The sequence below is a fragment of the Shinella sp. M31 genome, assembly GCF_049199205.1.
In the GTDB taxonomy this organism is placed as follows: Bacteria; Pseudomonadota; Alphaproteobacteria; order Rhizobiales; family Rhizobiaceae; genus Shinella.
In genome coordinates, this window is sequence record NZ_JBLZPH010000014.1 from 1 (window position 1) to 13,653 (window position 13,653).

The following is a 13,653-nucleotide window of genomic DNA, read 5'->3' on the forward strand; positions in this document are numbered from 1 at the left end:
ACGCCGCTCCCTGCTTTCCACATTGCTTCGCGCCGCCCGCTGCTCTATCCCTTCGGCAAAACCGAAGGAGGATTTTCATGCGCGATCTCAAGGATTGGAAGGGTTGCCCGCCGCCGGCGCCCGTAACGCTCGAAGGCCGCTATGTACGCATCGAGCCCTATGACCGCGAAAAGCACCTTCAGGCCCTTTGGGATGCCTTTGGCGGCATGCAGATCAATCCGCTGCTGCGCTATTTCGCCCAGGCCGATTTCACCGGCATCGAGGATTTCGATGCCTGGTCGGAATCGGTCATCAAATCCGGCTGGGTGCGGGAAGTGATCGTCGACAAGGCGAGCGGCAAGCCCGTCGGCATGGCGCATTACATGCGGCCGGACCCGGCAAACGGCGTCGTCGAGATTGGCGGCATCGCCCATGGCGGCGGCATGTCGCGCTCGCCGCTGTCCACCGAGGCGCAGTATCTGCTCGCCAAGCACATGTTCGAGGACCTCGGCTACCGCCGCTACGAGTGGAAGTGCAACAACGGCAACGCGGCGAGCAAGCGCACCGCCACCCGCCTCGGCTTCAGCTTCGAAGGCATCTTCCGCCAGCATATGCTGTCCAAGGGCGAGAACCGCGACACGGCTTGGTTCTCGATCATCGACGGGGAATGGCCGGTCATCGCCAAGGCTTTCGATGCCTGGTTGTCGCCGGATAATTTCGACGCGGACGGTCAGCAGAAGCGCAGGCTGGAAGACATCCGCGCCGAGATCGCCAAGGTGAATGCGGCATGAGCGAAGACGGCAAGGGAAAGTCCGCCGCGCTCGCGGCGCTCATCATCTTGCTCGGCACGGGCGTGGTATTCTACTTCCTCCCGCGGGTGATGATCGCCATCGGCGGTTTTTCGCCGTGGCTTGCCGGCGCTTTCGGCGCGCTGCTTGTGCTCGGCTTCTTCCTGCTCTTCTGGCTGCGTGCCCGCTATCAGCGCAATCGCGGGAATTAAGCCTGCAAGGACGCGCCGAGCAGCAATAGTCCCAGGATCATCACCATGAGGGCGCCGCCGATCTCGATGGCCGTGCCGATGCGTGCGGCGGCCGAGCCGTTGCCGGCGAAGCGCAAGGCGGCGCCCTTGGCGGTGACGGCCAGCGTAGCGAGCGTCGAGACGGTGATCGCCGTCCCGATCGACATGGCGAGTACGGACAGGACACCACCGAAATAGAGGCCGTTGAGCAGCGCGAAGCTCAGCACGATCAACGCACCGGAGCAGGGGCGAAGTCCCACGGCGACGATGGCCGACCACGCCTCGCGCAGCGCAAAACGCTCGCCCTTCAAGAGCGACGGATCCGGTGCATGGGCATGGCCGCAGGTCGAGCAGATCTCCCCGGCGTGATGAAGGTGATGATGGTGGCCGTGGTCGTGGTGGTGATGATGGTCGTGCGTGCCGTGCACCTCGACAGCCTGTGCGCCAAGTGCCGAGACGCGGCGCTCGGCCGGCCACAGCTTCTTGAACAGCAGCCAGGCGCCGAAGAGCGCGATGAGCGCGTAGCTGCCGGTTTCGAGCGCGCGGGTGGCGTCCGTCATCGAAACCGTGGTGCCGCGCAGAAAAAGATAGGCCGCGCCGACGAGCAGGATGGCGACAACGCCCTGCAGGATCGAGGACAGGAAGGACAGGAGCACGCCGCGCTTCAGCTCCACCTCGTTGGCCAGCATGTAGGAGGAAATGACCGCCTTGCCGTGGCCGGGGCCGGCGGCGTGGAAGACGCCATAGGCGAAGGAGAGGCCGACCAGCGTCGAGGCGGCCCACGGATTGGTGCGCATATCCTTCAGCGCGCCGGTCATCAGGCGGTAAAAGCCTTGCTGCTGCGCATTGATCCAGCCGAACAGGCTGCCGAAGGTGCCGCTCGTGTTGAAGCCCGGTTCCGCCGAGCCGATGCCGAGCGGCGAGGCGGCGTGCGCAAGCCCGGCGGTCGCGATGACGGCGACGGCCAGCGTGAGGAGGGTGAGGGTGCGGCCGCGGCTCAGCATGTGACTTCCAGGCGGGTGGCGAAAAGTTTGGTCATGTCGGTGCCGGTGGGGTCGTTGAAGAAGGCGTCGGTCAGCTTGTCCTGGTTCTGCGCCAGCACCTCGTCGGCATCGGGCCGCACAACGGCGTGCTTGCAGGCGGCGAACTTGTCGCCGACGGCGACGAGGTCGTTATCCGAGGAGAAATCCATCGAGGCATACATGGTCGGGTCATAGACGCCGAAGGTCAGCTTGCCCTTGAGCGGCATGGCCTCGCCGGGCTTCACGGTGAAGAACATCAGAAGCTGACCGTCCTTGTAATCGACATTGATCACGTCGGGCTTGGCGACCTTGATAGCCCGGCCGTCCTCGGTGATCGTCGTGTAGTAGCTGAACTCCTCCAGCGATTCGAGCACCGTCTTGCCGACTTCGGCGAGCTCGTCGGGATCGAGCTCGGCATTGCTGTTCTTGTCGAAGTCAATCACGACGCTTGCCGAAAACATCTCGTCGAAGCGCCAGACATTGCGCAATTCGCTGATCATGCCGTCATCGCCGGCGACCACTTCCAGCCGCGCCTCCGCGAAGATATGCGGATGGGCAAGTGCCGCCGCCGGGGCGAGGAGGGCGGCGCCCGCGGCGAGAAGAGGGAGGAATCGCATCAGTTTCTAAACCTCTTGCAGCGCGGAAGCGGGCGTCGGAATCGACCGTTTGAATGCAGCCGAAATGGGTCGGAATTGGGACTTTTGAAGACAATTCCAGACGCAACCGCTCTCGCTATTGTCAGGCCTCGATCCCCGGATTGCGGCGGAACCAGGCATGCAGGAAATCGACGAAGGTACGCACCTTTGCCGGCAGGTAGCGGCGATGCGGATAGATCGCGTAGATGCCACGGTCGGTCGGCAGATAATCCTCGAGGATCGAGACGATGCGGCCGGAATCGAGACAGGAGCGGGCGATGAAGGCGGGCACCGAGGCGACGCCGAGGCCGCTTGCCGCCGCGCGCACGGCCGCCGTCGGGCTGTTCACCTCGATATGGCCGCTGACGGGAACGGAAAAGCCGGCACCCTTCTCGTCGATGAAGCGCCAGTTGCTGTGCGACTTGCCGTTGGTGTCGATGATGCAGGGCAGGCGGGCAAGATCGCTCGGGTGGTTGATCGGGCCGACCCGGTCGAGGAAGTCTTGGCTGACACACATCTTCAGGTAAAAATCGCCGATCTTGCGGGCGATCAGCGCCGAATCCTCAAGCCGCGTGATGCGCACGGCGACGTCGAAACCCTCCTCGACGAGATCGACGAAGCGGTCGTCGGAGACGATTTCGAGCGACAGTTCCGGATGCTCCTTGCCGAAATCGATCAGCGACTGGCCGATATCGGCATCCACGAAGGTGCGCGGGGCGGAGACCTTCAGCTTGCCGCGTAGGTCGGTGTTCTTCTCGCGCACGAGATCGGCGAGGTTGTCGATTTCCTTCAATATGTCGGAGGCGGTTCGGTAGTAGGTGTGGCCGGGCTCGGTCATCGAGAACTGGCGGGTGGTGCGGTTGAGCAGCAGCGCGCCGAGCTCGTCTTCGAGTTCGCGCACATATTTGGACAGAAGCGCCTTGGACCGGCCGGTCTTGCGCGATGCTGCGGAAAAGCCTTCGGCATCGACGACGTCGATGAAGGCCCGGATTCGGGTCAATGTATCCATGTGTCCCCACTTGAATGATGCGTCGCGCGTGCCTGTTTTTCAGGGATTGCGGCGCATGCCCGGCGGCCTGACGGCCGGGCGCATAAAGGAATGCAACGAAAACCAGTTCCGCGAATGTCGTAGCTTGGAGAATATTTTCAATAGGAGGCCGCAAAAAACCTCTTGATTACGACAGCGATTCTTCTTATCTCACCGTTGCCCAAAGTCGCACGTGCCTGTGGGTGTCCGCCGACCCTCGATTTGGTGAGGAACTCGGTAAGGTACCTGGAACTAACCCCTCCAGTCGTTTCTCCGGCCAACCGGAAGAGCGAGGACATCTTGAAGCAACGACGGTGCGGGCCTTTCTGGTGTCTGCCGGCTTTCCAACAGCCGGGGTTACTGAAGAGGCACACCTTCATTGCCGGACGTGCGGTCGGGTTCTCCCACCAATCAAAGGCAGACAAAGCCGAATTGAAGCCTAGGCGGGCTTCGGTTCACCGATCGCGCATGATGCGCATGCTTGGTTCCGGGGTCTCCACCGGCTGGTTCCAGAGCGTGCCCGCATCCTGCCCTTTGTCCTCCGGGTTTCCCGGAGCAACCTGGATATGGGGAATACCGAGATGGCGACTGCACGTATTATCGACTTCCTGAACACCCGACGTCCCGACGGCCCGTGCCTCGTGGTCGACCTCGATGTCGTGCGCGACAATTTCAAGGCGTTCCGCCACGCGCTGCCCGATAGCTCGATCTACTATGCCGTCAAGGCAAACCCGGCGCCGGAAGTGCTGCGCCTACTCGCCTCCATGGGCTCCAACTTCGATTGCGCGTCCGTCGCCGAGATCGAAATGGCGCTCGATGCCGGTGCGACCCCGTCGCGTATTTCCTTCGGCAACACGATCAAGAAGGAACGCGACGTTGCCAAGGCGCATGCGCTCGGCGTCTCGCTCTTCGCCGTCGACAGCCATGAGGAAGTCGAGAAGATTTCCCGTGCCGCTCCCGGCGCCCGCGTGTTCTGCCGCGTCCTGACGGATGGCGAAGGCGCCGAATGGCCGCTGTCGCGCAAGTTCGGCTGCGTGCCGCAGATGGCCGTCGACGTGCTCGTCTACGCCCATCAGAACGGTCTCGTCTCCTATGGCGTGTCGTTCCATGTCGGCTCGCAGATGACGAAAGTCGATGCCTGGGATTCGGCGCTTGCCGATGCCAAGCGCGTCTTCGTGCAGCTGAAGAAGCAGGGCATCGAGCTGAAGATGGTCAATATGGGCGGCGGCTTCCCGACGAAGTACCTGCGCGACGTGCCTTCGGCGGAAGCCTATGGCAAGGCGATCTTCGGTGCGCTGAAGAAGCACTTCGGCAACCAGATCCCGGAAACCATCATCGAGCCCGGCCGCGGCATGGTCGGCAATGCGGGTGTGATCAAGGCGGAAGTCGTTCTGGTCTCGAAGAAGTCGGACAACGACAACCATCGCTGGGTCTTCCTCGACATCGGCAAGTTCGGCGGTCTGGCCGAGACCATGGACGAGGCGATCCGCTACCCGATCCGCACCGCCCGCGATGCCGACGAGATGGAGCCCTGCGTGCTTGCCGGCCCGACCTGCGATTCGGCCGACGTGATGTACGAGAAGAACATGTATCCGCTGCCGATCACCCTTTCGATCGGCGACGAGGTCCTGATCGAGGGCACCGGCGCCTATACGACGACCTACTCGGCCGTCGCCTTCAACGGCTTCGAGCCGCTCAAGGCCTACGTCATCTAAGCCTTCAGGCGCTCCCGTTTCGAGCGGGAGCGTCACCTTCACAATCAGTTTCGGATACCGTTTGAATCGGTTTTGAGTTCGGGAGGCCCAGAGATGGCCACTGTTCTTGATTCTGTCCGCGCGTTCTTCGCGCATGCCGCTTTCACCATCGACCAGGAAAATGCCGGCGATGTCGTTGCGCGCGAGCGCCTGCTCGACCGCGTCATGGGCGAGGCCCGCTTCCGCAAGTCGTCGGAAAAGATCCGTCGCGGCCGCCTGCCGGCCGAAGGCCTGGCGCTGGTCGCGCGTGATCCGGAAGGCCATGTCATCGCCACGGTACGCCTGTGGAATGTCGAGGCGGGCGTCGATTCGGATGGCAATGCCGTCCCGGCGCTTCTGCTCGGCCCGCTTGCCGTCGACTGCCAGCATGAGGGCAAGGGCATCGGCGGCGCGCTGATGCGGGCGGCGATCATCGAGGCGCGCGACCGTGGCCACGGTGCCGTGCTGCTCGTCGGCGACCCGGAATATTACGAGCGTTTCGGCTTCTTTGCCGACAAAGCGCAGCATCTCGTCATGCCCGGCCCCTTCGAGCGCCGCCGCTTTCTGGCGCTGGAGTTGCAGGATGGCTGGCTCTCGGGCGCGGCCGGCATGCTTGTCGCCAGCGGCCGGCGCCTTGCCTCGGATGTCCGCAAGGCGGCCTGACGGCCGGCGATTTGACTCCGAGGCGCGGTTGGGCTATCGGGACGGCACGGGTGAGAGCCCCTGCCGTCCGCGAGCGCAAGCTTTGGTGAAGTCTCTCGTTTCAGACAATCGGTCTTCCAGCTTTTGAGCATGCGAACCGGTGGCAATGCGGGCTCCCTCCGAAATGACGCATGCAACGACTGGAGTCCCGACATGCGTCCGATATCGACGCCCCTCCCATCTCTTGATGCCCTGAAAGACCAGGCGAAGCGTCTGCGTGCGCGTTTTGCCGCCGATGGCGAGGCCATCTCTCATTCCCGCGCGCTGGAGCTGATTGCCGCGCAATACGGCTTTCGCGACTGGAACACGCTGCATGCCGCTGTCGGCAACCGGCCGCCGTTCAATCCATGGATGCTTGGCTCGCGCGTTCGTGGCCATTATCTCGGCCAGCCCTTCGATGCGAAGGTGCTCGGCGTGCAGGCGTTGACGAGCCAGCCCGGTCTCTACCGCATGACCCTGCATTTCGACGAGCCGGTGGATGTCGTGACCTTCGACAGTTTCTCCGCCTTCCGCCAGCGGGTGAACTGCACCGTCGACGAGACGGGGCGGACAGCGGCAAAAACGTCCGACGGACGGCCGCATCTCGAACTGGAATGGTGAGGGTCAGAACGAGCCCGTCATCCGCGCTGCAAGGCCGTCGACTTCGAAGTTGGCGGCCTTGTCGTTTTCGCGGCGCACGAGGCGGCTGTATTCGAGCGCCAAAGTCGCCCCCTTGCTCAACGGATAGGCCAGTGTTGCCGACGCGGTTTTCGTGCGCGTGCGGTAATCGAAATAGAGCCAGTCGCTATAAGCTTGCTCATATGCGAGCGTCAGTTTCAGCTTTTCCGTCAGCGCCTTTTCCAGCGATAGGCCGATCGTGCTGACATCCTCGCCCAGCGCGTCGTCGATATCGGCAAGCTGGATGTCGCGCCCGACCTTTATCTTCAGCACGGCCTCGCGCGGCAGCTGCCATCCGGCCTCGCCTTTCAGGAAGGGGCGAAGGCGCTGCACGCTCTTGCCGAGATCGGGGCTTGTGACCCCGACCACGCCGGCCTCGGCCAGCAGCGTGAGATTTCCGAAAACGCGGCCATAGGCGAGCGAGCCGCGCAGCGTCTCGGCGGGAAACCGCCCGAAGGTCTTCTGCTCGGCCCGATCGATATGGTTGGTGCGATATTGCAGCGTCGCCCCCACCTCGCCGCCGAGCAGGGGGCGGATATGGCCTGCGGTCAGGTCGTAGAGCCGGTTGCCGGCCTCGAGTTGCGTGGGCCGCAGGCCCGCCAGCGTGAAATGCGCCCGGCCGCGGTCGAGGCTGGAAAGCGAAGCGGTAAGATGGCTCTTGCCGCCATTGTGGGTGACGGTAACACCGATGCTCCCCGCGGCCGCGATATCGGCCTTGCGGTAGCCGATCAGCAGGCCCGGCACGGCGAGAAAAATATCGCCGGAGCGGCGATGCTCGATGCCGCCCTTGAGGGTCAGCTTGATGGCCTCGCCGATGTCTTTGGTGTAGCCCAGTTCCAGCCCGGCGGTGCTTTGGCTGGCGAAGGGATATGTCGCCACACGCTGCACGCTTGCCGCAAGCCCGTAGGCGAATTGCGAGCCTTCGAGGTCATGAGAACCCCGCAAGGCTACCTTCGCCTCGCCGAAAACGGCCGAAAGCGTCGTCGGGTCCTTAAAAATATTCGAGGTCCAGCCGCTGCCGATGCTGTAATCTATGGTTGAATCTGCATTCGCCGGGTTGTGCTGGGCCAGTAGGAAAGCCGCGCAAACCAGACCTTGAAGAGAACGCATCGGAAACTGTCCCTGTTCGCTAATGGAGCAGAATCCTAAGGTTGCATGGTTAAAAATTCTCCCAATAGTTGATTTTCTCTTTCGAAATGCAATTTATCGTACCGGAGGTTGTATCCGGTTAGGATTCGTTAAACTTGTCTTTGTTATGGTTAACTCTTTGCTATGTCTGGCAAATCCGGTTGTATAAATCAGGGCCTCTATTACTTTTGATTGTGTACCAATGAGGTGCACAACCGAAGGAGAGAGATCATGAACAAGACCCGCATCATCGCAATCGCAACCGTCATTGCTCTCGCCGGCGCTGGCCAGGCATCGGCAGGCGGCCTGCTCGGCCTCGGCATTCTCGGCAACAAGACCGGCGGTGTCGTCATCGCCCCCAGTGTTGGCGTCGGTGTCGGCAATATCCTCAGTGACAATGACGGCAACAGCATCCTGAACGGCGTTCTCAACAACAACCTGAACGGCACGCTGTCGGGCGTGCTGAACGGCAATGTGCTGGGCATCCTCAGCGGCGGCGGCAGCGACTGTGGCTGCAAGAAGCGCAATCACTGACCGCATCATCCCCGCCCTTGCGGTCGGTGGGCCCGGGAGAGCTCCGCTCTTCCGGGCTTACTCCAGATTTAATTGCCAGGAGATGCCGAAGCGATCCTGTACCCAGGTGAAGAGGCGGCTGAAACCGTAATTGTCGACCGGCATCAGGTCGGTGCCATCGGTCCCGAGCGCCGCGTGCAGTTCCCTGAGGCGGGTTTCCGATTCGCATTCGACGAAGAAGGAAAAGGACGGCGTGAAGGTGAAGCCGTGCGCGGCCGGGCTGTCGATACACATCACCGACTGACGGCCGAGGCTGAAGCAGGCGCGCAAGACGGAGCCCTCCTTGCCGGCCTCGCCCGGTCCGTAGCGCTGGATGTCCTCGATGCGGCTATCCGGGAAAAGACCGATATAGAAAGTCATCGCCGCCTCGGCGCGACCTTCGAACATCAGGAACGGCGTGATCGATGAAACCATGGCAACCTCCTTTTCGGAGGCGGCATTATCCGGCGATGTCGATCACACCGCAATCGCCCGCTTCGCTGGCAAAGGCGATGAGCTTGCCGCTCTTGCTCCAGGCCATGGAGGTTATCGCGCCCTTGCCGGGGCGGCGCAGCAGCACTTCGCGGCTGTCGGCGAAACGCGCGGCAAGCACCATGCCGTCAGAATAGCCGATGGCGACGACCTCTTCGGCCGGGTGGCAGGCGACGGCGGTGACCATCACGTCCGCACGGGTGCCGAGTTCCAGCGGCGGCTTGCCCATCGGGCCGTCCTTCGCCGAGAAGGGCCAGACGATGGCGGCCGGCGCACCCGAGGAGGCGAGCCACTTGCCCTTGGCGGACCAGGAGAGCGACTTCACCTTGGCGGGATAGCCGGTCATGCGCATGTGGCGGGTATCGGCGCCCACCTTGGTATCGAGCTTCCAGCCGTGCAGGGCGTTTTCCTGCATGCTGGTCACGACGAAGCGGCCGTCCGGCGAGAAGGTGACGCCGGTATGGGCGCCCTTCCATTCGAGATCGACCGGCTGGCCGGCCATCGCCACCCAATGCAGCGAGACGCCGTTGTAGCGGGCAATACCGAGCCGCAGCCCCTTCGGTGCGAAGGCGATGCCTTCGACCGACCGGCTTTCGGTGAATTCCTTGATCGTGCCGTCGGCGAGACGCACGCGCGCCGTGCGGCCCTCCGCGAAACCCACCGCGCCCTGCGGGCCGGGGGCGACGACGGAAATCCACTTGCGCGGGACCTCGGCGATGAGCGTCACGCTGCCATCGGCCGCGATCCGCTGCACCTTGCCGTCCTCGCCGCCTGTTATCAGCGTGTCGTTCGCCTCGTCGCGCATACAGGCCAGCAGCCCGTCATGCGCCTCCGTGACCTTCTGGCCATGGTCGAGGCGGTGGACGGTGCCGGAAGCGGTCGCGAAGAACGGCACGTCGCCGAGGAAAGCGGCCGCGATGACGTGGCCGTCGAGATCAAGAGGAGCAACCGTCGGCATCAGTTGGTCTGTGCCTCGCAGGCCTTGAACGAACGTTCGATCTTCTCGCGATCGAGATCGCGGCCGATGAAGACGAGGCGGCTTTCGCGCTTCTCGCCGTCCTTCCAGGCGCGCTGGTGGTCGCCTTCGACGATCATGTGCACGCCCTGCACGACATAGCGCTCCTCATCGCCGGCAAAGGCGATGATGCCTTTCAGGCGCAGAATGTTGGGGCCTTCCGTCTGGGTGATCTTCTGGATCCACTGGAAGAAGCGGTCCGGGTTCATCTCGCCGCCGCGCAGCGAGATCGACTGCACCGTCACGTCATGGATCGGCGAGACGCCGTGGTCATGGTGATGATCGTGATGGTGGTCATGATCGTGGTCGTGATGATGATCGTGATCATGGTGGTGGTGATCATGATCGTGGCCATGGTGATGATGGTCGTGGCCGCAATCCGGGCCGCAGACATGGTCTTCGTGATCGTGGTCGAGGAAGTGCGGATCGTTTTCGAGCGCCCGTTCCAGGTTGAACGCGCCCTGGTCGAGAACCTTGGTGAGGTCGATCTCCGAGCGGGTCGTGCGGTGGATGCGGGCGGACGGGTTGATGGCGCGCACCGTCGCTTCGATCTTCGCCAGTTCGTCGGCGCCGACGAGGTCGGTCTTGTTGATCAGCACGACATCGGCAAAGGCGATCTGGTCTTCGGCCTCGCGGCTGTCCTTCAGGCGCAGCGGCAGGTGCTTGGCGTCAACCAGCGCCACGACGGCGTCGAGCTCGGTCTTCTGGCGCACGTCGTCGTCCATGAAGAAGGTCTGGGCGACCGGCACCGGATCGGCAAGGCCTGTGGTCTCGACGATGATGGCGTCGAAACGGCCGGGGCGGCGCATCAGGCCTTCCACGACGCGGATCAGGTCGCCGCGCACGGTGCAGCAGATGCAGCCGTTGTTCATTTCGTAGATTTCCTCGTCCGACTCGACGATCAGGTCGTTGTCGATGCCGATCTCGCCGAACTCGTTGACGATGACGGCGTATTTCTTGCCGTGGTTGCCGGTGAGGATGCGGTTGAGGAGCGTCGTCTTGCCGGCGCCGAGATAGCCGGTGAGCACGGTGACGGGAATGGGCTTCGCGGGAGCTGTTTCGGTCATGGGAACCTCGAACAAGGACGGGGACGCGCGGTAAGCGTCCGGTTGGGTCTGATATAGGAGATCGGATGAGCCAGCGCAAATGCCGGATGCGGCTATAACAGCGTCTTTGCGTCGAAGGCCGCGACATCTTCCAGGAGGCCGACGAGGCCGCGCAGGGCGTGTGCGATCAGCTGCTCGCCCTTTTCGGCGGTGGCAGCGCTCGCGTCACCCGCCACGCCCTTCGGGTTGAGGTCGGACATTTTCCAGCCGAAGGCGTGCGGGCCATAGGCGCGCAGATGGGCGAAGCGGGCGGCGAACTCCGCCTGGCGCGAGCCGAAGCGTTCGGCCTTGGCCATATCCACCCGTTCGGGATGGAGGGCGAGCATGACGGAGGTTTCGATATCGCCGCCATGGATGTCGATGGCCTTGTCCTCCGGGGAGATCCAGCCTTCGGGCTGGCCGAAGCGTGTCCAGGCGGTGGCGACGGCGAGCATGCCGAAGCGCACGCGCGCTTCCGTCGCGACGATGGTCATCAGGGGAGAATTGCCGCCATGGGCATTGAGCAGCACCAGCTTGCGGATGCCGAAGCGGTCGAGGTCTTCGGCGATGCGCAGCCAGCGCTCGATCGCTTCGCCATAGGGGAGCGAACGCGTGCCGGGCACGTCGAGATGCTCGGGCGAATAGCCGACGGGCTCGGCGGGCAGGAAGGTGACGGGCAGATGTTCCGGCAGCACGGCGGAGAGCCGTTCCGCGATGCCTTCGGCGATCAACGTGTCGGTTTCAAGCGGCAGATGCGGGCCATGGCCCTCATGCGCGCCGAGCGGCAGCACGGCAATCCAGTCCGCGCGGTCTGCCGGGGTCAGCATAGGGTCGTTTTCGGTCCACCGCCTCTTTGGGCGTGCCTGGGCATGCGCCATACCGATCCTCCCTTGCCGCCGGCCTTCTTCCTCTGTCATACAGAGCCGGGCCCGCGATGCAAGGGATCGGCGGGCGGTGCAGGAGGCGATGGATGGGCAAGAAGCACAAGGACGGCAAGGACGCCAAGAAGGGCAAGAAGAAGAAATCGCACGAGGATGTGTCCGGTGCGGGCCTTGCCGCCGCCGTCGTCAATGCTGCCCGGTCCATGCGCACCGTGCTCTCGCGCAATCTTCTCGCCACCGGCCTCTATGCCGGGCAGGACGGCGTGATCCTGGCGCTTTCGGAAGCGGGCGGTCTGACGGCGGGCGCGCTCGCCGCCCGCCTCGGCGTCAAGGCGCCGACCATGACGCGCACGATCGGGCGGCTGGAGGCGCAGGGTTTCGTCGAGCGCCGGCCGGACGAGACGGACGGGCGCCTGACCATGGTGCATCTGACCGAGGCGGGCCGGTCTTCCGTCGATCGCATTTCCGAAGCCGGGCGGCTCAGCGAGCGGCAGGCGGCAGAAGGCCTGAGCGAGAAGGACGTGCGCCATCTTCTCAAGCTCTTGCGCACCATGGACGAGAATCTGCATGTGTCTGCGCCCGAAGCGGCGGAGAATGGCGCAAAGCCTGTTGCCGACGACATTTAAACTGTTTAAATAAACTGTTTTAAAGAGATCGTTGCTGCGGGAGGGTTCGTGGCGCAGAAAATCAAGCTTTCCACCATCGCGGAGACGCTGGGCGTTTCCACCGCGACGGTGTCGCTTGCGCTGAGGGACAGCCCGCTCGTCGCGGCTGCGACGCGCGACCGGATCAAGGAGCAGGCGCGGGCGCTTGGCTATATCTACAACCGCCGCGCCGCCAGCCTGCGCACCTCCCGCTCGGGCATCATCGGCGTCGTCGTGCACGACATCATGAACCCGTTCTATGGGGAAATCCTGAAGTCGATCGAAAGCGAGCTCGACCGCGACCGGCAGACCTTCATCCTGTCAAACCACTACGATTCCGTCGAAAAGCAGCGCAATTTCATCGAGACGCTTCTGCAGCTCGGCGGCGATGGCGTCATCATGTCGCCGGCAATCGGCACCCCGCCGGAGGATATCCAGCTTGCCGAGGACAACGGCATGCCGGCGATCCTCATCGCGCGCTCCATCGACGGGCTCGACGTGCCGATCTTCCGCGGTGACGACAGCTATGGCATTTCGCTGGCGACGAACCACCTGATCGGGCTCGGCCACCGCACCATCGCCATGGTGGGCGGCACGGACCAGACCTCGACCGGCCGCGACCGCTACCAGGGCTATGTCAACGCGCTGCGCAAGGCCAATATCGAGGTCGATCCGAGCCTGCGCATTCCAGGTCCCCGCACCAAGCAGGGCGGTTTCGAGGCGGCGGTGCATTTCCTCTCCCTGCCGCAGAAGCCGACGGCGGCCGTCTGCTGGAACGACCTTGTCGCCATTGGCCTGATGAACGGCATCGCCCGCGCCGGCCTCGTGCCCGGCCGCGACGTTTCCGTCACCGGCTACGACGACCTCGAGGAGGCGGCGATCGCCACGCCGGCCCTCACCACCGTCTGGAACGGCCAGTCGGAAGTCGGCCGCAATGCGGCCCGCGCGCTTCTCGACAAGCTCAAGGGCAGCCACGAGCCAGACGGCATCCATCTCATCAAGCCGGAAATGCGCATCCGGCAATCCACCGGACCGCTGAAGCCGCATCCCGAAGGCTGAAGCCGCAAGAGCAGACGAGGTTTC

16 protein-coding genes are annotated in these 13,653 nt (G+C 63.6%); 8 read left to right on the top strand and 8 right to left on the bottom strand.

Annotated features, from left to right (window positions below; all coding sequences use genetic code 11):
* Positions 1-77 precede the first annotated feature (77 nt).
* Both ACOZKU_RS02585 and ACOZKU_RS02590 read left to right on the top strand, forming a co-directional pair.
* Complete coding sequence (locus tag ACOZKU_RS02585; protein WP_421577535.1) at positions 78-770, top strand: GNAT family N-acetyltransferase; 693 nt, start codon at positions 78-80, stop codon at positions 768-770.
* Positions 767-979: a hypothetical protein gene (locus ACOZKU_RS02590; protein ID WP_421577536.1), complete on the top strand. Its 213-nt coding sequence runs from the start codon at positions 767-769 to the stop codon at positions 977-979. Before ACOZKU_RS02585 ends, ACOZKU_RS02590 begins: the two co-directional genes overlap by 4 nt.
* Here ACOZKU_RS02590 and ACOZKU_RS02595 read toward each other — a convergent pair.
* The 3 genes from ACOZKU_RS02595 to ACOZKU_RS02605 all read right to left on the bottom strand — a co-directional run bounded on the left by ACOZKU_RS02595 (position 976) and on the right by ACOZKU_RS02605 (position 3,663).
* A complete protein-coding gene (locus tag ACOZKU_RS02595; RefSeq protein ID WP_421577537.1) occupies positions 976-2,001 on the bottom strand; it encodes a nickel/cobalt transporter in 1,026 nt (341 codons plus the stop codon). The two genes, ACOZKU_RS02590 and ACOZKU_RS02595, sit on opposite strands and share 4 nt — an antisense overlap.
* Positions 1,995-2,636 carry a DUF1007 family protein gene (locus ACOZKU_RS02600; protein WP_421577538.1) on the bottom strand — a complete coding sequence of 214 codons (642 nt, stop codon included), beginning with the start codon at positions 2,634-2,636 and terminating at the stop codon, positions 1,995-1,997. Before ACOZKU_RS02600 ends, ACOZKU_RS02595 begins: the two co-directional genes overlap by 7 nt.
* A gap of 121 nt (positions 2,637-2,757) precedes the next feature.
* Entirely contained in the window at positions 2,758-3,663 is a 906-nt protein-coding gene (locus ACOZKU_RS02605; RefSeq protein WP_421577539.1) for a LysR family transcriptional regulator, read from the bottom strand.
* Between the two features lie 599 nt (positions 3,664-4,262).
* On the opposite strand from ACOZKU_RS02605, the gene odc2 reads away from it, so the two are divergent.
* The 3 genes from odc2 to ACOZKU_RS02620 all read left to right on the top strand — a co-directional run bounded on the left by odc2 (position 4,263) and on the right by ACOZKU_RS02620 (position 6,716).
* Positions 4,263-5,396 carry an ornithine/lysine decarboxylase gene (gene odc2 / locus ACOZKU_RS02610; protein ID WP_314086542.1) on the top strand — a complete coding sequence of 378 codons (1,134 nt, stop codon included), beginning with the start codon at positions 4,263-4,265 and terminating at the stop codon, positions 5,394-5,396.
* Between the two features lie 93 nt (positions 5,397-5,489).
* Positions 5,490-6,077 (top strand): N-acetyltransferase, encoded by a 588-nt coding sequence (locus ACOZKU_RS02615; protein WP_314086539.1) that lies wholly within the window; start codon positions 5,490-5,492, stop codon positions 6,075-6,077.
* A gap of 192 nt (positions 6,078-6,269) precedes the next feature.
* Positions 6,270-6,716 carry a glyoxalase superfamily protein gene (locus ACOZKU_RS02620; RefSeq protein ID WP_421577565.1) on the top strand — a complete coding sequence of 149 codons (447 nt, stop codon included), beginning with the start codon at positions 6,270-6,272 and terminating at the stop codon, positions 6,714-6,716.
* A 3-nt stretch (positions 6,717-6,719) separates the two neighbouring features.
* Here ACOZKU_RS02620 and ACOZKU_RS02625 read toward each other — a convergent pair whose 3' ends face one another.
* Complete coding sequence (locus ACOZKU_RS02625; protein WP_421577540.1) at positions 6,720-7,718, bottom strand: hypothetical protein; 999 nt, start codon at positions 7,716-7,718, stop codon at positions 6,720-6,722.
* 414 nt (positions 7,719-8,132) lie between these two features.
* Here ACOZKU_RS02625 and ACOZKU_RS02630 point away from each other — a divergent pair, with 414 nt between their 5' ends.
* On the top strand, positions 8,133-8,435 hold the full coding sequence (locus ACOZKU_RS02630; protein WP_314086527.1) for a hypothetical protein: 303 nt from the start codon (positions 8,133-8,135) through the stop codon (positions 8,433-8,435).
* A gap of 57 nt (positions 8,436-8,492) precedes the next feature.
* Here the strand turns inward: ACOZKU_RS02630 and ACOZKU_RS02635 are convergent, their stop codons facing one another.
* The 4 genes from ACOZKU_RS02635 to ACOZKU_RS02650 form a co-directional block, all read right to left on the bottom strand.
* Positions 8,493-8,888: a VOC family protein gene (locus tag ACOZKU_RS02635; protein ID WP_421577541.1), complete on the bottom strand. Its 396-nt coding sequence runs from the start codon at positions 8,886-8,888 to the stop codon at positions 8,493-8,495.
* A gap of 25 nt (positions 8,889-8,913) precedes the next feature.
* On the bottom strand, positions 8,914-9,903 hold the full coding sequence (locus tag ACOZKU_RS02640) for a WD40 repeat domain-containing protein (RefSeq protein WP_421577542.1): 990 nt from the start codon (positions 9,901-9,903) through the stop codon (positions 8,914-8,916).
* Entirely contained in the window at positions 9,903-11,027 is a 1,125-nt protein-coding gene (locus tag ACOZKU_RS02645) for a CobW family GTP-binding protein (RefSeq protein WP_421577543.1), read from the bottom strand. Before ACOZKU_RS02645 ends, ACOZKU_RS02640 begins: the two co-directional genes overlap by 1 nt.
* Positions 11,028-11,119: 92 nt before the next feature.
* On the bottom strand, positions 11,120-11,923 hold the full coding sequence (locus tag ACOZKU_RS02650; RefSeq protein ID WP_421577544.1) for a creatininase family protein: 804 nt from the start codon (positions 11,921-11,923) through the stop codon (positions 11,120-11,122).
* Between the two features lie 92 nt (positions 11,924-12,015).
* Here ACOZKU_RS02650 and ACOZKU_RS02655 point away from each other — a divergent pair, with 92 nt between their 5' ends.
* Together ACOZKU_RS02655 and ACOZKU_RS02660 are read left to right on the top strand one after the other, a co-directional pair.
* Positions 12,016-12,552 (top strand): MarR family transcriptional regulator, encoded by a 537-nt coding sequence (locus ACOZKU_RS02655; RefSeq protein ID WP_314086511.1) that lies wholly within the window; start codon positions 12,016-12,018, stop codon positions 12,550-12,552.
* A gap of 48 nt (positions 12,553-12,600) precedes the next feature.
* Positions 12,601-13,629, top strand: a complete 1,029-nt coding sequence (locus tag ACOZKU_RS02660) for a LacI family DNA-binding transcriptional regulator (RefSeq protein WP_314086508.1) — start codon at positions 12,601-12,603, stop codon at positions 13,627-13,629.
* Positions 13,630-13,653 lie beyond the last annotated feature (24 nt).

Excerpts from the sequence above, each read along its gene's own strand:
- ACOZKU_RS02615 (WP_314086539.1), top strand. The coding sequence starts at position 5,490 with ATGGCCACTGTTCTTGATTCTGTCCGCGCGTTCTTCGCGCATGCCGCT.
- ACOZKU_RS02600 (WP_421577538.1), bottom strand. The coding sequence starts at position 2,636 with ATGCGATTCCTCCCTCTTCTCGCCGCGGGCGCCGCCCTCCTCGCCCCG.
- ACOZKU_RS02595 (WP_421577537.1), bottom strand. The coding sequence starts at position 2,001 with ATGCTGAGCCGCGGCCGCACCCTCACCCTCCTCACGCTGGCCGTCGCC.
- ACOZKU_RS02620 (WP_421577565.1), top strand. The coding sequence starts at position 6,270 with ATGCGTCCGATATCGACGCCCCTCCCATCTCTTGATGCCCTGAAAGAC.
- ACOZKU_RS02645 (WP_421577543.1), bottom strand. The coding sequence starts at position 11,027 with ATGACCGAAACAGCTCCCGCGAAGCCCATTCCCGTCACCGTGCTCACC.
- ACOZKU_RS02655 (WP_314086511.1), top strand. The coding sequence starts at position 12,016 with ATGGGCAAGAAGCACAAGGACGGCAAGGACGCCAAGAAGGGCAAGAAG.
- ACOZKU_RS02585 (WP_421577535.1), top strand. The coding sequence starts at position 78 with ATGCGCGATCTCAAGGATTGGAAGGGTTGCCCGCCGCCGGCGCCCGTA.
- ACOZKU_RS02590 (WP_421577536.1), top strand. The coding sequence starts at position 767 with ATGAGCGAAGACGGCAAGGGAAAGTCCGCCGCGCTCGCGGCGCTCATC.
- ACOZKU_RS02650 (WP_421577544.1), bottom strand. The coding sequence starts at position 11,923 with ATGGCGCATGCCCAGGCACGCCCAAAGAGGCGGTGGACCGAAAACGAC.
- ACOZKU_RS02605 (WP_421577539.1), bottom strand. The coding sequence starts at position 3,663 with ATGGATACATTGACCCGAATCCGGGCCTTCATCGACGTCGTCGATGCC.
- ACOZKU_RS02640 (WP_421577542.1), bottom strand. The coding sequence starts at position 9,903 with ATGCCGACGGTTGCTCCTCTTGATCTCGACGGCCACGTCATCGCGGCC.
- odc2 (WP_314086542.1), top strand. The coding sequence starts at position 4,263 with ATGGCGACTGCACGTATTATCGACTTCCTGAACACCCGACGTCCCGAC.
- ACOZKU_RS02630 (WP_314086527.1), top strand. The coding sequence starts at position 8,133 with ATGAACAAGACCCGCATCATCGCAATCGCAACCGTCATTGCTCTCGCC.
- ACOZKU_RS02635 (WP_421577541.1), bottom strand. The coding sequence starts at position 8,888 with ATGGTTTCATCGATCACGCCGTTCCTGATGTTCGAAGGTCGCGCCGAG.